The sequence below is a fragment of the Collinsella sp. SGI.180 genome (genome assembly GCF_050313455.1).
Lineage (GTDB): Bacteria > Actinomycetota > Coriobacteriia > Coriobacteriales > Coriobacteriaceae > Collinsella.
Window position 1 is genome coordinate 148,772 of record NZ_JBNPLL010000001.1, and the last position, 19,211, is coordinate 167,982.

General features: G+C 62.8%; 9 protein-coding genes. 1 reads left to right on the forward strand and 8 read right to left on the reverse strand.

Annotation, left to right across the window (positions count from 1 at the left end; all coding sequences use genetic code 11):
- Positions 1-108: 108 nt before the first annotated feature.
- The 7 genes from ACQRAP_RS00595 to ACQRAP_RS00625 form a co-directional block, all read right to left on the reverse strand.
- Positions 109-2,094 (reverse strand): hypothetical protein, encoded by a 1,986-nt coding sequence (locus tag ACQRAP_RS00595; RefSeq protein WP_427794641.1) that lies wholly within the window; start codon positions 2,092-2,094, stop codon positions 109-111.
- A 117-nt stretch (positions 2,095-2,211) separates the two neighbouring features.
- Positions 2,212-2,574 (reverse strand): desulfoferrodoxin family protein, encoded by a 363-nt coding sequence (locus ACQRAP_RS00600; protein WP_427727454.1) that lies wholly within the window; start codon positions 2,572-2,574, stop codon positions 2,212-2,214.
- 165 nt (positions 2,575-2,739) lie between these two features.
- Positions 2,740-6,213, reverse strand: a complete 3,474-nt coding sequence (locus tag ACQRAP_RS00605) for an SNF2-related protein (protein ID WP_427794642.1) — start codon at positions 6,211-6,213, stop codon at positions 2,740-2,742.
- 162 nt (positions 6,214-6,375) lie between these two features.
- Entirely contained in the window at positions 6,376-10,179 is a 3,804-nt protein-coding gene (gene dnaE / locus ACQRAP_RS00610; protein WP_427727452.1) for a DNA polymerase III subunit alpha, read from the reverse strand.
- Positions 10,180-10,442: 263 nt separating this feature from the next.
- Positions 10,443-14,069: a UvrD-helicase domain-containing protein gene (locus ACQRAP_RS00615; protein WP_427794643.1), complete on the reverse strand. Its 3,627-nt coding sequence runs from the start codon at positions 14,067-14,069 to the stop codon at positions 10,443-10,445.
- A 3-nt stretch (positions 14,070-14,072) separates the two neighbouring features.
- Entirely contained in the window at positions 14,073-17,171 is a 3,099-nt protein-coding gene (locus ACQRAP_RS00620) for a PD-(D/E)XK nuclease family protein (RefSeq protein WP_427794644.1), read from the reverse strand.
- Positions 17,172-17,411: 240 nt separating this feature from the next.
- On the reverse strand, positions 17,412-17,711 hold the full coding sequence (locus ACQRAP_RS00625; RefSeq protein WP_154515917.1) for a YerC/YecD family TrpR-related protein: 300 nt from the start codon (positions 17,709-17,711) through the stop codon (positions 17,412-17,414).
- Between the two features lie 326 nt (positions 17,712-18,037).
- On the opposite strand from ACQRAP_RS00625, the gene ACQRAP_RS00630 reads away from it, so the two are divergent.
- Entirely contained in the window at positions 18,038-18,403 is a 366-nt protein-coding gene (locus ACQRAP_RS00630) for a phage holin family protein (protein WP_427717799.1), read from the forward strand.
- A 137-nt stretch (positions 18,404-18,540) separates the two neighbouring features.
- Here ACQRAP_RS00630 and ACQRAP_RS00635 read toward each other — a convergent pair whose 3' ends face one another.
- Positions 18,541-18,969, reverse strand: a complete 429-nt coding sequence (locus ACQRAP_RS00635) for an RrF2 family transcriptional regulator (RefSeq protein WP_154515923.1) — start codon at positions 18,967-18,969, stop codon at positions 18,541-18,543.
- Positions 18,970-19,211: the final 242 nt, after the last annotated feature.

The window sequence follows — 19,211 nt, forward strand, 5'->3', positions numbered from 1 at the left end:
CGAGGCAAGGCCCCACGCACTATTCACGAACGTCTGTTCTAGAATAACACAACAGGGCCAAGATGCTTAGCTAAAGCATCGGGGTTGGGAGCGAATCCTATCCCCAGTTTAGTTCTGCGAGAAAAAAGGAAACTGACGGGGATCCACCGGCGGATGTGGCATCGGCGTACCCTGGGGCCCGCCCTGCGGTCCGCCCTGGCCGCCCATCATCCTTTCGATGGCGTCCTGGACCTCGCCCTCGAACTTTTTCATTCCCTCGTGCAAACGACGCTGACCGTCCTCAGAGCGCAGCTCCTCCATCTGCTCGGGCGAAATACCCAACAGCTCACCCAACAGACCCATCATCTCACCGCGTATGCGATCGCCCGTATCGCTATCGGCAAAGCGGCGCACTTCGGCGCGCGCCAGTGAATCAACCGTCATGCGCTCCTTGCCGTTGAGCCCCAAATCGGACCACGCAAGCATGTACGGCCAAGCGCGCTCGGCAAACGAACGGGCCGAAACGATCGGCGCCGTCGGCAACATGCGACGGGCAGCCTCACCCTGTCGAACGAGCATCAGCAGCAGCGAGCAGGCCTCAGGCTTGCCAGCGGCCATCGGGATGTCGTCGAAAGATCGATTGCGGTCCACGTGCGCCTCGAGCGCGCCATCGACCTCACCCGGCTCAAGCCCGCCGAGCAGCTGTGCCGCGCGGTCGAGCATATCGACCGGACCGTCGAGCGTCGAGAGCGCCTGCGCCAGCACTCGCTCCATACAATCTTCCACCGCGTTGAGCGTCACGAGCTCTTGGGGCACCACGGCAGACGTGCGGTTGCGCACGCGCGCCACAAACTCAAGCGTCGACAGGTACACATCGCCAAAGGGCGCAAAGTCGCCCTGGTAGCCGCCGGACAGTGCGGGTGCCGCTAGCGCGTACTCGGTCTTGGAGAGCGGGCTCAACGCCATGGCGCCCAGCTCGAGCGCCGTATCCTCGAGCATCAGGCCCAGCGCACGCGAGCGCAGACGCTCGGCATCGCCCGCCGACACGTCGCGATCGAGCACACGCGCCGCATCCGGTGCATCGCGCTCGACGGTGCGAATGTGCAGGCGCTCGGCAATCGCGCGGACGGCGACACAGCGGGCAGCCTCGGCCTCTTCCTGAGCAGGCGTAAAGATACGGTTGCGCCCCAGCACAAGGCCAATCACATTACGCGGGCCCAGAGCGTCAACGGCAAGTGCTGCCAGCAGGGACGACGGCAAGTCACCCTCGAGTGCCACCACAGCACGCGACGCGCCGCGAGCGCGGGCATTGTCGCGCACGGCGAGCACCAGCGCCTGCCACAGCCACTCCTCGGAACGAAACTCGGGCAGTTCGTGATCTTCCAGGGCATCGAGCATCACGCCGCGCTGAATCTCCTGAACCAGCAGGCTCTCCTCAAAACACGGCGCCTGGGCCACCACGCGACCGCAGTCGTCGAGCACAAACGAACCGCCGGTATATACCGACTCGTCGTACGCACCGACCGGCGCCATGCAGGCAAACCACACGCTGCGCTTAGATGCGATCTTGCGGTAGGCACCGCTGCGAACGGCGGCGATGGCGGCAGTCTCGCGGTCGGTCATGTCAAACGCGTTGAATTGGAAATACGCAATGAGGTCAACACCGGTCGGCAACATCTCGAGTTCGCGGTCCAAGTCAAAAATCACGGCGATGCGCACGCCGTCCACGTCGAACACCGGCGGCGCCCAACGCGTGTCGTTGTTCTCGCCACGCTGCAGGGCAATGCTCGATCGCGCCGGCACCACACGACCGTCCTTGAGCATCATGTAGTCGAGCAGCGGCTGGCCCTCAAACGAAACCGCCGCGGGCACGATGCAGATCATATCGAGCTCTTGGATACGCTCGGCAACACCGGTCAGGCCTGTCAGCATGTCGTGCTCAAAGTCGGCAGTACCCATCAGGCCGCCGGGCAGAGCACCCATAAAGAGCGGAGCCGGGACGCACAGCACGCGCGCCCCGCGCTCGTGGGCCAGACGAGCCTGGTCCTCGATGCGACCGCAAATGCCCTCAATATCACCCAGGCGCATATCGATCTGTGCAAGCGCGAGCTTCATGGCCCAGCCCTTTCCGTCGTAAACCATCGAAACCGTAGTAAAAGCGCCGGCCGCATAATGCAGCCGGCGCTTGCATGTGCATATGCTAGCTATGATACCCCGAGCGGGGGCGCGCTCCTAGAACGTCGCGGACCACAGCCCATGCAGGTTGCAGTAGGCATAGACGGTACCGGTCTTGGAGCCGCCAGCGAAAAACGTCGCGGGCTTCATGCCGGGCTCAAGGTAATGGACCTCCAGGCGGCCCTCGGCCTCAAGCGCGATCCATTCGATGTAGTGCTCGGGCAGCATGGGGTGCTCCGTCGAGCCCACGCGCGCGCGAATGACGTGGCCGTCGCGCTCGATCTCGACAACAGGCACGTGCTTCTCGTGCGCCGCATCCTCGGTGTTTGCCGTCAGCTCCGTGCAGCCGGCAGGGGACGCAACGTCGTCGCCAAGAGCGGCAACGAGCTTGCCGTCGGAGTCTTTAAAGAATTTCGCCATGATGTTCTCCTTTGCTGATGTGCCAATGTTCTCGTTAGTTCTTATGCCCAAAGAGCGCCGAACCATCCATGGCATTGCAAATGAACACATAACGGGTGAGGCAAGCGGTCGGGCCAGGACGAACCGGCGACCTGGCCCAGCCCGGCAGCCCCATCCCGCGCGCAGCTAGCGACCGTCGCCACCGAGCAGCGCCAGAACATCCTCGCGGGTAAACAGCGCCGACGAGATGCCATCGCCGCCGAGCACACTGTTGACCAGGTCGCGCTTGGACTCCTGCATCTGCATGATGCGTTCCTCGATCGTGTCCTTGGCGATGAGCTTGTACACGGTCACGGTGTGCTGCTGGCCAATGCGGTGGGCGCGGTCGGTCGCCTGGTCCTGCGCCGCCACGTTCCACCACGGGTCGTAGTGGATGACCACGTCGGCAGCCGTCAAATTAAGGCCCACGCCGCCCGCCTTGAGCGAAATCAAGAACACCGGCACCTCGCCCGCTTGGAACTGCGCAACCATCTTGGCGCGGCTCTCTTTAGACGATGCGCCCGTAAGCTTAAGGAAGGCGATATCCTCCTTGGCCAGGCGCTTGCCGATGATATCGAGCATGCCCGTAAACTGGCTGAACAGCAAGATGCGATGACCGCCGTCGAGCGCGCCGTGGACGAGCTCCATACACGTATCGAGCTTGGCGCTTCCGGCCTTGTAGTCCGCGTAATGCAGATGAGGATCACAGCAGATCTGGCGCAGCTTGGTGAGCTCGGCAAGTACCTTGAGCTTATCTTTTTTGAACTCCCCGGCCTCGCGGTGCTGCACTTGCTGGGCAATGCGGTCCTGGTTGGCCAGGTAGAGCTTGCGCTGCTCGCCGGTGAGTTGCGCCATCACCGTATCCTCGATCTTCTCGGGCAGGTCGGCCACCACGTCTTCCTTGACGCGGCGCAGCACAAACGGCGACACGAGCGCCTGTAGGCGAGCGGCGCTGTCACCCTCGGCGTGCTCGACCGGGCTTTCGAAGCGCTTGGCAAACGACTCGCGCGTGCCGAGCAGGCCCGGCATCAAAAAGTCGAAGATGCTCCAGAGCTCGGACAAGCGGTTTTCGATGGGCGTACCCGTCAGGGCAAAGCGCACACCGGCCGGCAGACGCTTTGCGGCGCGAGCCACCTGCGTGAGCGGGTTTTTAATGTACTGGGCTTCATCCAGCACCACGCGGGCAAAGTCCTGCTCGACGTACTCGTCGATATCGCGGCGCATGAGGTCATACGACGTCACGACCACGTTATGCTCGGCCACGCCGGCAATTTGCACGCGACGCTGGGCCTTGGTGCCCACAATGGCGCACACATCAATCGACGGGGCAAAGCGCTCCAGCTCGGCAGTCCAGTTGTACACGAGCGACGCAGGGCACACCACAAGCGTGGGCTTAGCGTCCCCCGCCTCCACGCGCGCCAGGATATGCGCGATCATCTGGAGCGTTTTGCCCAGGCCCATGTCGTCGGCCAAGATGCCGCCAAGGCCCAGGTGTTCGAGCGAACCGAGCCACTGGTAGCCATCGACCTGGTAGCCACGCAGCGTGGCCTTGAGCGAGGCCGGCACCGTAAAGTCCATCTTGCCGAGCGTGTCCAGGCGCTCGACGGTGCGACGGAATGCAGCGTCGCGATCGGCTTCGAGCGCGGACGTGCGCGCAAGCATGCTGTCGACGAACAGGGTACTCGACGCGGGAAGCGACACGCCGTCGAGCAGGTCGACAGCATCGACCCCCAGATCCTCGGCAAGGCCAAACGCGGCGCGGGCTCCCTCGTCCAGGCGAATGATGTCGCCCGATGTGAGACGAGCAAACGTCTGGTGACGCTTGTAGGAATCGAGGTAGATGGCAAGGTCTGCCGCCGAAAGGCCGCTCGCGCCCAGTTCGACGTCGAGCAGGTTACTCTTGACGGTGGCGCGCACCGAAAGCTTGGGCGCAGGGCGGACCGAGATCTGGCGCAGGCGGTCGCTGAGCATGACCTCGCCCAGCTCGGACAGGGCAGACAGGCCCTCAGTCAGCAAGTGGAACAGGCTCTCGTCATCGCGTTCCTCAAACGCCAGGCCACCCTCGTAAAAGTCGAAATACAGGGCCGCCGTATCCATAACGCGAAACTCTGCCACCTCGTCGCGCGGCGGCACGCCCGGGCGCTGCTCTTCGAAGGGGCTGCCCGGAGCGCCCATGCTAAAGAGATCTGCCGACCAATCGCCGTAGGTAACCGTAATTTTGCAGGTCACAAGGCCATCGTCGACGCCGATCGCCATGGCAAAGCTCGGCTCGGGCGCCACGGTATCGAGCGCAGCGGGCGCGGTAAGGTCGGTGTAGTCGCGCAAGATAGGCAGCGCCATGCGGCAAAACTCACCCACCTGGTCGGCGGCGATATGGACCGGTGTGCGGCAGGGCAACAAGTGCGATAGGAACGGCGCGGCATGTTGGGCAAACGCCGTGTCGGTACGGCGCGCGCGGCGCGTATCGACCAGATAGGCGACGTCGCCCGAGGCAAAGCAGTACGTATCGGCCGGAAGGCGCAAGTCGTAGCTGCCCCCGGCTGCCGGCACAATCTTGGCAGCAATCAGCGGCGGGCGCTTAGCCGGGACTTCGTTCTCCCCTTCCGGCAACGACTCGACCGTCATCTCGTAGGCGCGGTGCGTCGTCGTCCCCCGCGACCAAGCAGGTTCAAAGGACATGGTCCTGCCACGCAGCAGGTCCAGCACGGACACGATGGAATACTCGGATACCGGCAACTGACGCTCGGCGACAAAACCGCTGCGGGCAAAGTCGTACGATGCCGAGCGCGAGCTCGTAATATCGCCTAGGTAGGCGACCGTCATTGCAACAAAGTCGAGCAGCTTTGCCGATACATCATCGAAAGCCTCGGGCGCATGAAGGAACGTAAGCTTCTTGCCATAGGAGAACGTACCGCCGCGCACATAGGCATCGGCCATGCCGTCGATATCCTTAACCACGTAGGACACCGATCCGCAGCGGATGCGAAACTCAAGCGCCCAGCTAAAGCGATCGGCAAACAGCGGATTGTAGTACGGCACCAGCGAGGGCTCCAGCACTGCTTTGGGCGCATCGGGGTCAATGGTGCCAGCGAGCTTGCGGCGCATGGCCACGAGTTTATCCATGCGCGCGTCCGAAAGATCGGAAAGCGCTGCCACAAGGCTCGGGCTCGTGGGCACGGGCGCCGGGAAGGGAAAGTTGGGGTTGACCGCAGATGCGCTGGGCGCGGAGCGTGTGGGCTGCTTGGACTGTGCGGGCGACACCGTAAACGTGCGGACCGGCGTGCGCAAACCCTCGACGGGCTCGGCGCCGCTGGCATCCAGATACGCCAACGCCGTGGCGATGGCGTGCTTGCACATGCCGGAATAGCGGAAGGCGGCGGGGCAATCGCAGTCGTAATCGACAACCTCGTGCTCGTCCATATCGAGCGCCACGTGCGTCTTATACAGGTCGCCGCGCGAACCACGCACCGTACCCTCGATATTCACGTTTTTGGAGAAGCGCGAGCCGGAGTCCTCAAACGACAGCACGGCGCCGTTGAGCATGAGCGAACGCCCCTTCATAAAGGTACTGCTGAGCGCCGCCTCCTTACGAAGCGCCTGCACAAACGTCCCCTGCGCCATCGCTTCCTCCAATCTCACCCGGGGTAGCTAATTTGGGACGGGGCTATTTTAGCTACCCCCATATGTCGGTTGAGATGTGTTCCGACCCCGACTCATTCGCCGTCAGCCAAAGGGTAGCTAAAAAAGCCCCGTCCCAAATTAGCTACCCCGCCAACGGCGTCCTTAGATCACCGTCACTCTGCCTTGGTTACCCACGATGGCCTTGGCCTCGGCCAACAGCGGAATCGAGCGTGCGTTGACCTTAGCAGGTACCTCGGCACGCAGCACGCGCCCGTCCGCCTGCTCGATAAAGATCTCTACGCGGTCGCCGCCCGGGTTGGCGGTGAGCACCGTGGCAAGACGCGCCATGTTGCCCTGGCTAAAGCGGCTGTTGGGCACCATGACCTCAAACACCTTGGGCTTGTTGTTCTCCTCGTTGAGCTCAAGCGGCACGATCTCCTGCGCGATGATCTGGTCGCCGCGGTCCGAGCGCTCGAGCTTGCCCTTAATGCGCACAAACGCGTCGGACAGCTGCGCGCCGGTCTCGGGGTCGACCTCGCCGTACAGATACCCCTCGGCCTCCTTGAAGGTCTTGGGGAACACCACGACCGTGGCCTCGCCTTCCATGTCCTCGAGCTGCACGATGCCCATGGGGTCGCCGTTTTTGGTCACGCGCTTGGACACGCTCGAGACCATACCGGCCCACCACAGCGCCTTGCCCTCGGGAATCTCCTGGTTGATGGTGCCGCCCGTGGGGTTTTGCACCTCGTAGCCGGTGTCGATCTGCGAAAACGAGAAGTCGCGCGCTTTGCTGAGCGCATACTCAAACGGGCGCAGCGGGTGGTCCGAGACATAGATGCCCAGAACCTCCTTCTCCTGGCTCAGCTTAAGGTGGCGGTCCCACTCCTGGCCATCCGGATCGGGTACGCTCACCTCAAAGCCCGAGCCCTCAACGTCGCCAAACATGTCGAAGAACGACGTCTGGCCGCTCGCGCGATCCTTCTGGCGCTTTGCCGCGGCATCGATGATGTTCTCGGGGTTGTTCTTGTCCACAAAGTGCATCATCTGACGACGCGGATACCCCGTGGAGTCGAAGGCACCTGCCTTGATGAGCGATTCGATCACGCGACGGTTGGCCTGGCTCGAGTCCACGCGCTCGACAAAATCATGCAGCGTCTTAAACGGACCGCCCGCCTCGCGCTCGGCGATAATCGCCTGCGCCACGCCGGTGCCCACGCCGCGGATGCCGGCCAGACCAAAGCGCACACCTTCCTTGGTAGCCGTGAACTCGGTACCGGACTCGTTGACATCTGGCGAAAGCACAGGGATGCCGTCGTGACGGCATGCCGAGACGTAGTGCACGATCTTGTCGGTCTTGCCCGTATAGGACGTCAGGACGGCCGCCATGTACTCGTGCGGATAGTGCGCCTTGAGCCACGCCGTCTGCATAACCAAGATGGCGTAGCCGGCGGAGTGCGACTTGTTAAAGGCGTAGGACGCGAACTCGAGAACATCGTCCCAAATCTTCTGGGCGACCTCGCGCGTGTAGTTGTTCTTGATGGCGCCGTTCATCCAGTGGTCGTAGGTGGTCTCGTCCGAGCCATCCTCCCAGTGGAGCACCGTCGACGTGAGCAGCTTGATCTTCTTCTTAGCCACGGGCTTACGGATACGCGAGTCCGATTCGCCCTTGGAGAAGCCGCACATCTCGACGGAGATGAGCATAACCTGCTCCTGGTAGACCATGGTGCCGTAGGTTTCGCCCAAGATGTCGTCCAGACGGTCGTCGTAGGAGACGGCCGGCTCCTTGCCGTTCATACGGTTGATGTAGGACGAAACCATGCCGGCGCCCAGCGGGCCCGGGCGGTACAGGGCGATCAATGCCACGACGTGCTTGTACTCGGTGGGCTTCATGTTCTTGATCGTGGCCGTCATGCCGGCGGACTCGACCTGGAAGACGCCGGCGGTGTGGCCGGAGCCCATGAGCTTAAAGATCTCGGGATCGTCAAAGGGAATCTCTTCCTCTTTGATGTCGATGCCGAAGTTCTTTTTGATGTTTGCCTTGGCCTTGGAGATAACCGTCAGCGTACGCAGGCCCAAGAAGTCCATCTTGAGCAGGCCCATGTCGGCAACGGTATGGCCCTCGTACTGGGTAATCTCGACACCGCCCTTGGTGTCGAGCTTGGTGGGCACGTGCTCGTTGACGGGGTCGCGGCAGATCAGAACGGCGCACGCATGCACGCCCTCGCCACGGGTGAGGCCCTCAATCGAGAGCGCCGTGTCGATGATGCGGCGGGCGTCGTCGTCCTTTTTATAGGCCTCGGCAAAGTCGGGGTTAAACAGGTCCTCTTTGCCGGGTTGTTTTTCGAGCACCTGCTTGAGCTTGACCTTGGGGTCGCTCGAGACCATCTTGGACAGGCGCTGGCCCATGTAGACCGGGTAGTCCAGGACGCGCGCGGCGTCGTTGATGGCCTGCTTGGCCTTAATGGTCGAGTAGGTGATGACGTGGGTGACCTTCTCGGGACCGTAGAGCTGGCGAACGTGCTCCACGACCTCGAGACGCCGCTCGTCGTCGAAGTCCATATCGATATCGGGCATCTCGGTACGCTGCGGGGACAGGAACCTCTCGAACATCAGACCGTTCTCGAGCGGGTCGAACGCGGTGATGTTCATGGCGTAGGCGACGATAGCGCCGGCGGCCGAGCCACGGCCGGGGCCGACGCCGATGCCGTTGTCCTTGGCCCATTGCACGTACTCGGCGACGATCAAAAAGTAGGCGGCAAAGCCCTTGTCGCAAATGACCTTGTATTCGTACTCAAAGCGCTCTTTGATGTTGACGCCACCGATCTCGCGCGTGGCCCAGTCGTCACCGTAGTGCTGGCGCAGGCCTTTCTCGCACTCGCGGCGGAACTGGCTCTCGTGCGTCTCGCCGGGATCGAGCAGCGGAAAGCGCGGCAGGATGATGGAGTCCCAGTCCAGCTCAACGTAGCACTTGTCGGCGATCTCGAGCGTGTTGTCGCAGGCCTCGGGGCAATACGGGAACATCGCCCGCATCTCCTCCTCGGTCTTCATGTAAAACTCCGAGCCGGTCATGCGCATGCGGTTGGGGTCGTCGACCTTGGCGTTCATGCCGATGCACATGATGACGTCCTGCACGGGCGCGTCCTCGCGGCGCAGGTAGTGGAAGTCGTTGGTGGCGATGACCTTGACGCCCACCTGTTTGGCGATATCAATGAGCGTGCGGTCCATCTGCTCGTCGGTCAGGCCGTTATCGGTGGTGATGCCGTGTTCCTGGATCTCGATGTAGAAGTCACCAGGCTCGAAGGTATCACGGAAGGTCTCGGCCCACTTGATGGCGCCTTCCATGTCACCGCGGTCGATGTATTTGGGGATGATGCCCGCGATGCAGGCGCTGGTGCAGATCATGCCCTTGGCGTGGCGGCGCAGGTTGTCGAGCGTCACGCGCGGCTTGTAGTAAAAGCCCTGCACGGCGGCCTCGGAAACCGTTTGCATCAGGTTGACGTAGCCCTCCTGGTCCTTGGCCAGAAGGATCATGTGGTAGAGCTCGGGTTTGTGGTCGCGGGCGAGCGTCTCGTCCGGCGTAAAGTAGACCTCGCAGCCAAAGATGGGCTTGATGACCAGAGGCGGCTTGAGCTCGTCGATATTGCCCTTCTCGTCCCACATGGCCATGTCCTTCACATACTGGGCATGCTCGCGCGGGTTTGCCTCGGGATCGGGCTCCACCAGCTCGTCGCGGCGGTCCTTTTCCAAGAAGGCCTTGTCGTGGCTCCACGTTTTGTACTCGGGCGTATTGTGGTTGACGGCGTCGCAGGCCAGCGCCAGATCGGGCACGCCATACATGTAGCCGTGGTCGGTAATGGCCACGGCGGGCATGCCCAGCTCTACGGCACGGTTGACCATATCCTGGATACGGGTTGCGCCGTCGAGCATGGAGAAAACAGTGTGGTTGTGCAGATGGACGAATGCCATGTGATGAGCTCCGATGCGGGTTCGTGTTCTGACTGAACGATTTTACCCCACGGCACGGACAGTGCCCGAACCTAGCCAAACCCACACGGGTAGCTAATTTGGGACGGGGCTTTTTTAGCTACCCTTTGACTGACGGCGAACGAGTCGGGGTCGGAATACATCTCAACCGATGTATGGGGGTAGCTAAAAGAGCCCCGTCCCAAATTAGCTACCCCTGAGCTGCAGTGGAATCGGGAGGGATTCCACCGCACGTTATCTGAGGGTTAGAGGTTGTAGGTGACCACCTGGGGCTCGGTGAGCTCGACTAAGACAGCTGGGGCCGTCTGCTCCACACGGACGAACTTGACGGTCACCGTCTTAAAGCCCGCCTTATGCAGAACATCCGAATAGACGCGCGCCTGCAGGGCGTGCTTCTCAAGCAGCTGGTCGGGTGTCTCATCCGGCGTGCCACCCGTCTTGTAATCGATGACCAGTGCGCGTGACGGATCGGCCGGGTCGGTCGCCAGCGCATCGATGGCGCCCTCGGCATATGCACCGAAGCGGGCAATGTCCTTGTCCTCGCAGCCCAGCGAGAAGAACGGCACTTCGGCACGGACGCACGGCCAGGCAAGAAGCTCGGCACGGACCGACGACCTGAGCCAGCGATTCAGGGCAACGTCAAAACGCTCGCGCTGCTCCGGCGTCAGGCACCACAGGCGCGTCAGCGCATCGGCACGCTCAGCAGGCAGCGCATCGGCACCCATCTCGATGAGCCACTGGCAGGCGGCATGGAACGCCGAGCCCAGCGCCATGGGGTTGCCGGCGGGCTCGACAGCAGCCACGTCTGCATCGGCCATCTCCGAGCCATCCGACTCGGCATCGTCGCCCGCCTCGTCCATGGGAACACGCGCCTCGGCGGCACGGTCTTCCGTCTCGGCATGGAGCGCCGCGGCGATCGACGAATAGCTGTACGAATCACGCGCCGGGAACGGACACGTGCCCATGCGCACGCCCGCCGCCTGGGGATATACGAGTTCAAACGAATCGGGCTTGGGGTCGGCAGGACCGGGCACGGTTGAGTGCGCAGCATTATCGGCGACATCGGTATCGCCACGAACGAGCCTGCCCTCGGCATCCAGCGAAGCGTTGGCCTCAAACGCCTGCTCGCCAAAGGTAAAGTCCGAAAGCGAAATGAGCTCGTAGTCGCCCGGCTGGGAGTTGTCGAATACCAGGCGGTCGGCATCGAGCTGCGGCATGTCCAAAGCGTCGGTCGGCAGAATGCGGCGCAGCACGTCGTAGGTCAGATCGGTCTCGACATCGAAGATCGGCGCCGTCACCTTGCCACGGCTCACGCCGGCATCCATCGCCAAGATCACCAGCTCGCGCGCACGGGTCATAGCAACATAGAGCAAACGGGCCCGCTCCTCGAGCGAAAGCTGCAGGTCGTCGTTGCGCAGGCGAGCAAATGCCTCGGCGGGAGAACCCGTCGCACAGACGTCCTCCATGAGCTCCGGCGGTAGCCACAGCGACGTGCCCTTGCCCTTAAACGCATGCTCAAACTGCTTTTTGACGTCATCGCCCTTTACGAACGTACCGTCCGAGAGTTTAACGCCGTCGAAGCGTGCCGGCAGCGCCACGACCTGCGCTCCGCCCTCGACGCGACCCATCTGTGCCGCACCCGAGGACTTACGCACGCCAAAGCACTCGGCGACCGCCACGACCGGATATTCCAGACCCTTGGAGGCATGAACCGTCATGATGCGCACCGCGCCGTCGCCCTCCTCGTTGAGGGCGCCCGGGGCCTCCTTGCCCGCCAGGAAGCGATCGAAGGCAAGCGCAATGGAGCGCGGCGAGTTACCGAACTCGGCCTCCGCCTCGGCCACGGCATCGAGCGCCTTGAGCACGTTGGCGGCGATGGCCTTGCCCTCGGGGCCGCGCTGCGCCAGGCGCACGAACCAGCCGGAGGCATTGACCGCGTCGCGCGCGATGGCGGCGAACGAATCACGCCCCACGCGACGCAGTGCGTAGCGCAGCACCTCGCGGGCACGCGTCACGAGCGGCAAGCCCTGCAAGCCCGGCACATCGGAATCGCTCATGATGCCCGCATCGATGTTGCGGCGCGACGTCTCGCCCGTCTGATCGTCGAGTTTGGTCGCCAGCGCCAGGAACTCCTGGGCGCCGAGTGCAAACATCGGCGAGGCCAGCAGTGGCATAAGACCCTGCGCCGTATCGGCCGGATTGGCGAGGGCACAAACCAGGGCGCGCACCGTCTGCACCTCGGCAGCTTGGGCAAAGACCGAGCCGCCCGCGATGACGCAGTCGAGCCCCTGGTCACGGAAGGCCTGTGCGTAGACGTCTGCGTTGGTCATGCGGCCCAGCAGCAGCACCATGCCGCCCTGGGGCTGGCCGGCATCGGCAAGCGCGCGGAATCGCTCCGCGATCGCGCGGGCCTTGGCCTGTGTGCGCTCCTGCGTACTGCCGCCGGCAACAAAGAGGGCCTGGCGGCGCGAGGCATCCGCCACCAGCGCGTCCTTGCGGCCGTCGCTCGCCTCAAGATCCAAAAAGCCCTGCATCAGGCCGCCGTCGTCGCCGTCGAAGACGCGGGCCACATAGCGCAGCACCTCGTCGTGGCTGCGGAAGTTGCGCACGAGCTTGACGAGCTCGCCGGCGGGGGCATCGGACGTGGCAACCGTCTCCGACGCCGCCGTCGATCCCACCTTGCGCTCCTGGCGACGGAACACCTCGACCTCGGCGCCGCGGAAGCGATAGATCGACTGCTGCGCATCGCCCACGGTGCACAGCGCGCGCTCCCCCGCACCCGTCAGGTAGCGGATTAGATCGACCTGCATCTGATCGGTATCCTGAAACTCGTCGATCATGACCATCTTAAAGCGGCCCTCGTACGCAGCACGAATGGCAGGGTAATCGCGCAGGGCCTCGTAGGCCATGCGCAGCAGGTCGTTATTATCGAGGGCGGACTGGGCAGCCTTCAGCGCGCGATACTCGGCCTCTACAGAGCGGGCCAAGCCCACCAGCGCATCGAGCGCGGGGCCACCGCAGGCAAGCACGATATTGATAAATGCATCGGCGGCCTCGGCCTTGAGCAGCTCGACCTGCTCCTTGGGGAATGCCTTGCTCGCGCGCGGCATGGCGCACGACATCATGAGTCGCGCCGCATCGGACATGGTCTTGCCGCTCGCCTCGAACGCGTCGATGGCATCGAGCGCCGTCTGCGCCTTCTCGGTCGCCGCCTTGCTTGCACCCAGCGCCGATCGATAGGCATCGGCGAGCGCCGAGGTATCGGCCTGGCCGCGCGCCACGCACACATCGTCCATACCGCCCGGCAGCTGGCTCGAGAGCTCCAGCAGGTCGCGCACCAGACCCTTGATGGTCGTGCCGGCGCCAAAGGGGCCGCCCTCGCCCGCCATGGGATACCAGGCGTAGAGGGCCTTGAGCGATGCCGCGAGCTCGGGGGCGGCATCGGGTGCCGTCGCGCGACCCAGCACATGCTCAACAGCCTGGTCCATGAGCTCGTCGGTATCGGTGAGCACCGTGAACTCGGGGTCGATGCCCAACTCCAGCGCGTGTGCGCGCAGGATACGCGAGCACATGCCGTGAATGGTCGAGATCCACGCGTCGTCGACGGTCAGCGCTTCCTCGTCCATGCCCTCGTCGATAAGCGCACGGCGCACGCGATCGCGAATCTCGGCCGCGGCATCCTTGGTAAAGGTAATGGCGAGCACCTGGTCCAGATGCTCGACGAACGGGCCGGATTCGGGCGAGAGCGCGTAGACGATGCGGCGCGTGAGGGTAAAGGTCTTGCCCGAACCGGCGCCCGCCGAGACAAACAGCGGACGGTCGAGCGTCTTGACGATCTGCAGCTGTTGCGGCATCAAGGTCGAAAGATCCATGGTCTACACGTCCCTCCTTACAAACGTTCCTTCGTGGTTATACGAGCAGCGGGCATGCGCGGCCTGCGTCGACGCCGGGTCGACAGCAGTGACGTTGCCCGCCTCGAGTTCGCGCAAGCGCTCGGCGATGCCGGCCTCCACGCGATCGAGCAGGGCGTCGAAGTCCATGCTGCCACCCTCGCCGGGAAAACCTTTCTTAAGGCCCGGGATGCGACCGTCGCCACGCTCCTCCTCGAGCAGCTCGGCGCTCGCGGCACCGCGCAACGCGGGCTTGCCGCCCTTGGTCGAAAAATAGAGTGCCGCACGGGTATCCAAATCCAGCGCCCGGCGCATGGCCTGGGCGTAGATGAGCGTTTGGGTATGTGGCGGCAACCAGCGCGGATCGTCGATGGGCGCCGTGCCCGATTCCTCGTCGCGCACCGTGGGGTCGGCGAGCTTAAACTCCTCAACGCCCGTGCGATGCTTGTAGTCAATCACCACAGCGCGATTCTCGGCATCCACATCCACACGGTCGATGCGCCCGCCGAGCGGCCAGCCGGCATACTCGACCTGGAGCTCGTTGAACGCAAACTCCAGGTAGCGCGGAGCGAAGGGGGCAAGCGCCTCGGACTCGCAGGCAAGCACGCCCTCCAGCTGCGGCAAGATCTCGGCAACCTGACGCTCCTCCACCGGCGAGAGCGGCACCAGCGGGCCCTCGTTGCCACGCTTGCCGGCGTGCTCGGCCAAGGTCTCGGCAAAGACCTCGTGCAGCAGCTCCTGCGCACGCGGCAGGTTTTCGGGCGTCACACGCTCCATGCCCTCTTGGGGCAAACGGGCATGCAGATGTTCCAGCACGTCGTGGACAAAGTTGCCCTTCTCCATGTTGCCAAAACCCGCGTCGATAGACTGGGGCTTAACGCGATACGAGACGAACCAGCACAGCGGGCAGGTGGAATAGGCCTCGATCTGCGAGGCAGACGTCAGACGCGGTACAAGCGGCGCGTCCTCGCCCTCGCCGTCCCGACGGCGCAAGACCAGATATGGCACGGCCGCCTCGCTCAAATGCTGAGGAGCCTCGCATGCCACGCGCTCGCGCTTGAGGCCCTTGCCGGCTGCAGGGTCAAAATCACCTACGATATCGCCCTCGCCCACGCATGTCACCTGAGCGGCACCGGTGGCCTCGGCATGCGCCCGCAACTCGGTCCACACGGCAGCCGGATAGCACTCGCGCGCCTGGCGATCGTGCGTCACGCGCGCAAGCGCAACCGGGCCACGTGCCGCCCGCATCGCGTGGCCAAAGCGCACGCGCAACAAGGCCGCAGGCTCAAGCGTCACGCCCTCGCGACCAAGGCTCGCAGCCAACGTGGCCAGCGGTCCTTCCTCGTGTGAGAGCGGATAGCTGTCCAGATCGACATCGGCAAACAGCACGGCATCGTAGCTGCCGGGGCGCAGAGCCGCCGCATCGGCAAGCGAGGCAAAGCGAACCTGGGCACGTGGCGCACCGTCAACCTCGTAGGTCTCGTAATCGTAGGCGGTGCTACGCTTGTCCACCTTGGTGCGAATGCCATCGAGCACGGGCACGGTCGCGGCCTGCGACACGTCGAGCGCGCGGGCGTCATTCATAAGGATGTCGATGGCGTGGCGCAGCAGGGCCGTCTCCGCTTGGCGACGAGCTTGGCCATCCAGGCTGCCCAGCGAGCGATCGGGCAACGCCTCGGCAACGGCAAGCATGGCCTTGAGCGCCGTCACGGGCTTGTCGCGCCACAGTGCCTGGAACACGTCCGAGACCACACACGGTACGTTCTTAAACCAGTTTTCGTCGCTCGCCGCCTTGCGTGCGCCCCTCACCTGGCCTTGCACGCTCTGCAGCAGGCTCTTAGCGCCCGCGGTAGTCTTGCTACGCGAGAGACGCATATTCTTATCGAAGATACGGGCATTGGCGGCATCAGCGCCCGAAAGCGGGCTGTAGATCCAGTCGGTAAGCTCCGGCGCGGGCCACCACTCGGTCTTTGACGCCACACCCTCATCGGCCGCCTTCATGCGCTCGATCAAGCTGGCAAGCGCCGCAAACTGCCTGCCCGCAATGGATTGGGAAAACGCCGTGAATTCAGTTGTCTCGGCAGCGATATGATGAGCCGCCAGACGAGAGGCGAGCTCACCGAACAGCTGGGGTGCCCGGGCAGAAACAACGAGCACGCGTACGGGGTCGGCGGAGAGGCCGGCGGTATCGTCGGCCCCGAAACCCTGGCACGCTTTTACCAGATCATCAATTGCGTCCGCATAAGCATGAGCACGGGCGTGGGGGCCAGCGACCTCAATAAAGGCAGGCTGAGCGGTAGCTCCACAAGCGGCATCAGACGCGACGGCGTCCTCCCCCAGCGGCGCGACCTCAAACAGCACACCGCTGGCATCAAATGCCGCGGCAAGTTCCTCGCGCATCGCCGCCTGCTCGCGAGCAAGCAGCACGACGACCTCTCCCCCACTGTTCGCCACAGCAGACAGCAGCTCGAGCAGACCGTGCGTAAACGACGTGACGCCGCGTACACAGACGGCACGGGCGCACGCCGGCAGATTATCGGCCAGAGCGCTGGCCATAATGTCAGCCGCCTCGCAGGGCTCGACCATATCTCGACGGTCCAAACCGCCCGCGTAGGCACGCAAAAGCTCGAACACACGAGCCTCGGCATCGCTTTTTGGCTCAGGCCGGCAATTGTTGCCACGGCATCGCTCGGCAGCTGTCCCCGCCACACCTGGCAGCACATCGCGGGCCATGCGCGCAAGCATGCGCACCGTGCCCTGGCTGCGCGAAAGCGGCTGCAGGTCGACATCATCGAGACGCGTGACCATGTCCGAAAACAGCATCTGGCGCTGCAGGTTGTCGACGAAACCGCGCCCGTCGCCCAAAAGCTCCCAAAGCGAGCGAAGCCACGACGCGGGCGTCTTGTAATCGATGCCCAGCGAAACGCCGGCTTCCGCCGCATCATGACGGCACAGGTCGAGCTCGGCAAACGTTGGCGCCAGCAGCACGGCACGCCCGTGGCGGGCAATAAGGTCGGCAAGCAGCGCCGACTCGGCATCGCTCAAATCCGTGCCGGCATTAGTGGTATAGATTCGAACAGGCATGGTCCTCCACTCAAACTGTTCGCAATAATCAATGCATCCATCCTACCCGCCCAAGCGGACACATTGCCACCGCAGCTTCATCTTTTGGCGCTTTGGAGACAAGTCGCTTTGCACCGCATTGGTGCCAAGGGGGCAGACTCGTCCGTTGGTGCAAGCGAACCTGGCCCCTTTGCACCAATTATTCGGCATATAAAAACCGCCCCCGGAGGAGCGGTTTTTCACAATTCGTTTTGCCGCGGCCTATTCGCCATCCTCCAGCTTAATGAGGATCTTGCGGTAGCCACCGTACTCGCCGTTGAGCGCCTTGGATACACGGCTCACCGTGGTGGACGAAGCGCCGGTACGGACCTGAACCTCGACATAGGGCTCGCCCTCGTCCAGGTAGCGCGCGACCTGCAGACGCTGCGATAGATCGCAAATCTCGCGCGGTGTGCAGATATCGGTCAAAAACGCTTGGATATCTTTCTCGTCGTCCAAAAGACTAAATGCGTGGACTAGCTGCTTGACATCAGGCTTGTCAAACATGTTCTCGATATTCATCGATCACCGCCAAACCCGCCAAAAGGCATCGAAGTTGATACTGGCACCGGGCATCGTTCGCCCATTCTATGCAATAGGGCAACGCATGTGGCTTTTGCCCGTAGCAGTTTAGCACACCACCAAACTAAAGTGTCAAGACTCTCTGTCAGCGGCGCGTTTTTTAGGACGAACGCCGTTTTGAAACCGAATGCGCACGCAAGCTCCACGAATATCTGAGACAATGGGCGCCCAACGCAGAGGCGCACGCCAAGGCAACCATCCGATTCGCCGCGGCAAACGAGCTTACGCGCCACCAACACGTCACGCGCACCGGAAAGGAACCCACCATGCGCTTCTTGCTCAACTGGCTTTTGACCTCAATCGCTATCGCGATCGCCACGTTCCTCGTCCCCGGCATTCAGCCCTTCGGCATGGCCGACGCCTGGGTCTGCTTTGCCTTTGTGGGACTGTTCCTCAACGTCGTCGACTCGCTCGTCAAGCCGCTCCTGACGGTCATCTCGCTGCCGCTCACCATTATCACGCTGGGTATTTTTCAGCTTGTAGTCAACAGCTTTATGCTCGAGCTTGCCAGCTACCTATCGGTAAATCTGCTGGGTGCGGGCATCTCCATTGCCAGCTTTGGGTCGGCCTTTATGGGTAGCATTTTGGTGTCCATCACTCGAAGCATCTTCGACAGCATCGCCAGGAACTAAAGCAACCGGATACGGACCGCCACAACACGCCAAAACGAAGGCCGTCCATCGCAACGATGGACGGCCTTCGCCTTTGTCAAGCCTCAGAGGACAAGAAAATCTACCATTTCTACCCCGTCCCCAAATGGCTGGTGGGGCTAGATGACGTAGTCGTAGCCCCCGTTGGGGGCGACGAGCGCATCGAGCGTCACACCGTCGAGGTAGTCGTTGATGAGCTTGTCCAGGTTCTTCCACACGTCGAGCGTGGGGCACTCATCAGATCGCGAGCAGCCCTTGCAGTCGCCATCCAGGCAGGCGACCGGCGCGAGGCTGCCCTCGGTCAGGCGCAAGATCTCTCCCACCGTGTACTGCTCGGGCGGGCGCGTGAGCACGTAGCCGCCGCCCTTGCCACGCATGCCCGAAAGCATGTTGGCGCGCACGAGCGTAGCCAAGATGTTCTCGAGATATTTCTCGGAAATCCCCTGTCGCGCCGCAATCTCTTTGAGCGGGATGCGACCGGCCGCCTGGTGCTCGGCCAGGTCGACCATAACGCGCAGGGCGTACCTGCCCTTAGTAGAAACCAACATATATAGTGCTGCCTTTCGGTCTTTTAATCCGTTGAAATTCTAGCCGAAAAATTGGCTTTGAAAATACCCATTCCAGTCAAGGTGGTTAATCAGCTCGTAATAATCTCCTATTTCCTATTGCATTACTAGGCTTTAGTGTCTACTATGCTTGCCAACAGCTAAACAAACAACCTATAAGGTTTATGGGTTTAGCTACTAGGCCACCGTAAAACCACACGGTATCCAGTCATTTGAACACTTGG

Coding starts and splice junctions, on each gene's coding strand:
- ACQRAP_RS00595 (WP_427794641.1), bottom strand. CDS start 2,094: ATGAAGCTCGCGCTTGCACAGATCGATATGCGCCTGGGTGATATTGAG.
- ACQRAP_RS00600 (WP_427727454.1), bottom strand. CDS start 2,574: ATGGCGAAATTCTTTAAAGACTCCGACGGCAAGCTCGTTGCCGCTCTT.
- ACQRAP_RS00605 (WP_427794642.1), bottom strand. CDS start 6,213: ATGGCGCAGGGGACGTTTGTGCAGGCGCTTCGTAAGGAGGCGGCGCTC.
- dnaE (WP_427727452.1), bottom strand. CDS start 10,179: ATGGCATTCGTCCATCTGCACAACCACACTGTTTTCTCCATGCTCGAC.
- ACQRAP_RS00615 (WP_427794643.1), bottom strand. CDS start 14,069: ATGGATCTTTCGACCTTGATGCCGCAACAGCTGCAGATCGTCAAGACG.
- ACQRAP_RS00620 (WP_427794644.1), bottom strand. CDS start 17,171: ATGCCTGTTCGAATCTATACCACTAATGCCGGCACGGATTTGAGCGAT.
- ACQRAP_RS00625 (WP_154515917.1), bottom strand. CDS start 17,711: ATGAATATCGAGAACATGTTTGACAAGCCTGATGTCAAGCAGCTAGTC.
- ACQRAP_RS00630 (WP_427717799.1), top strand. CDS start 18,038: ATGCGCTTCTTGCTCAACTGGCTTTTGACCTCAATCGCTATCGCGATC.
- ACQRAP_RS00635 (WP_154515923.1), bottom strand. CDS start 18,969: ATGTTGGTTTCTACTAAGGGCAGGTACGCCCTGCGCGTTATGGTCGAC.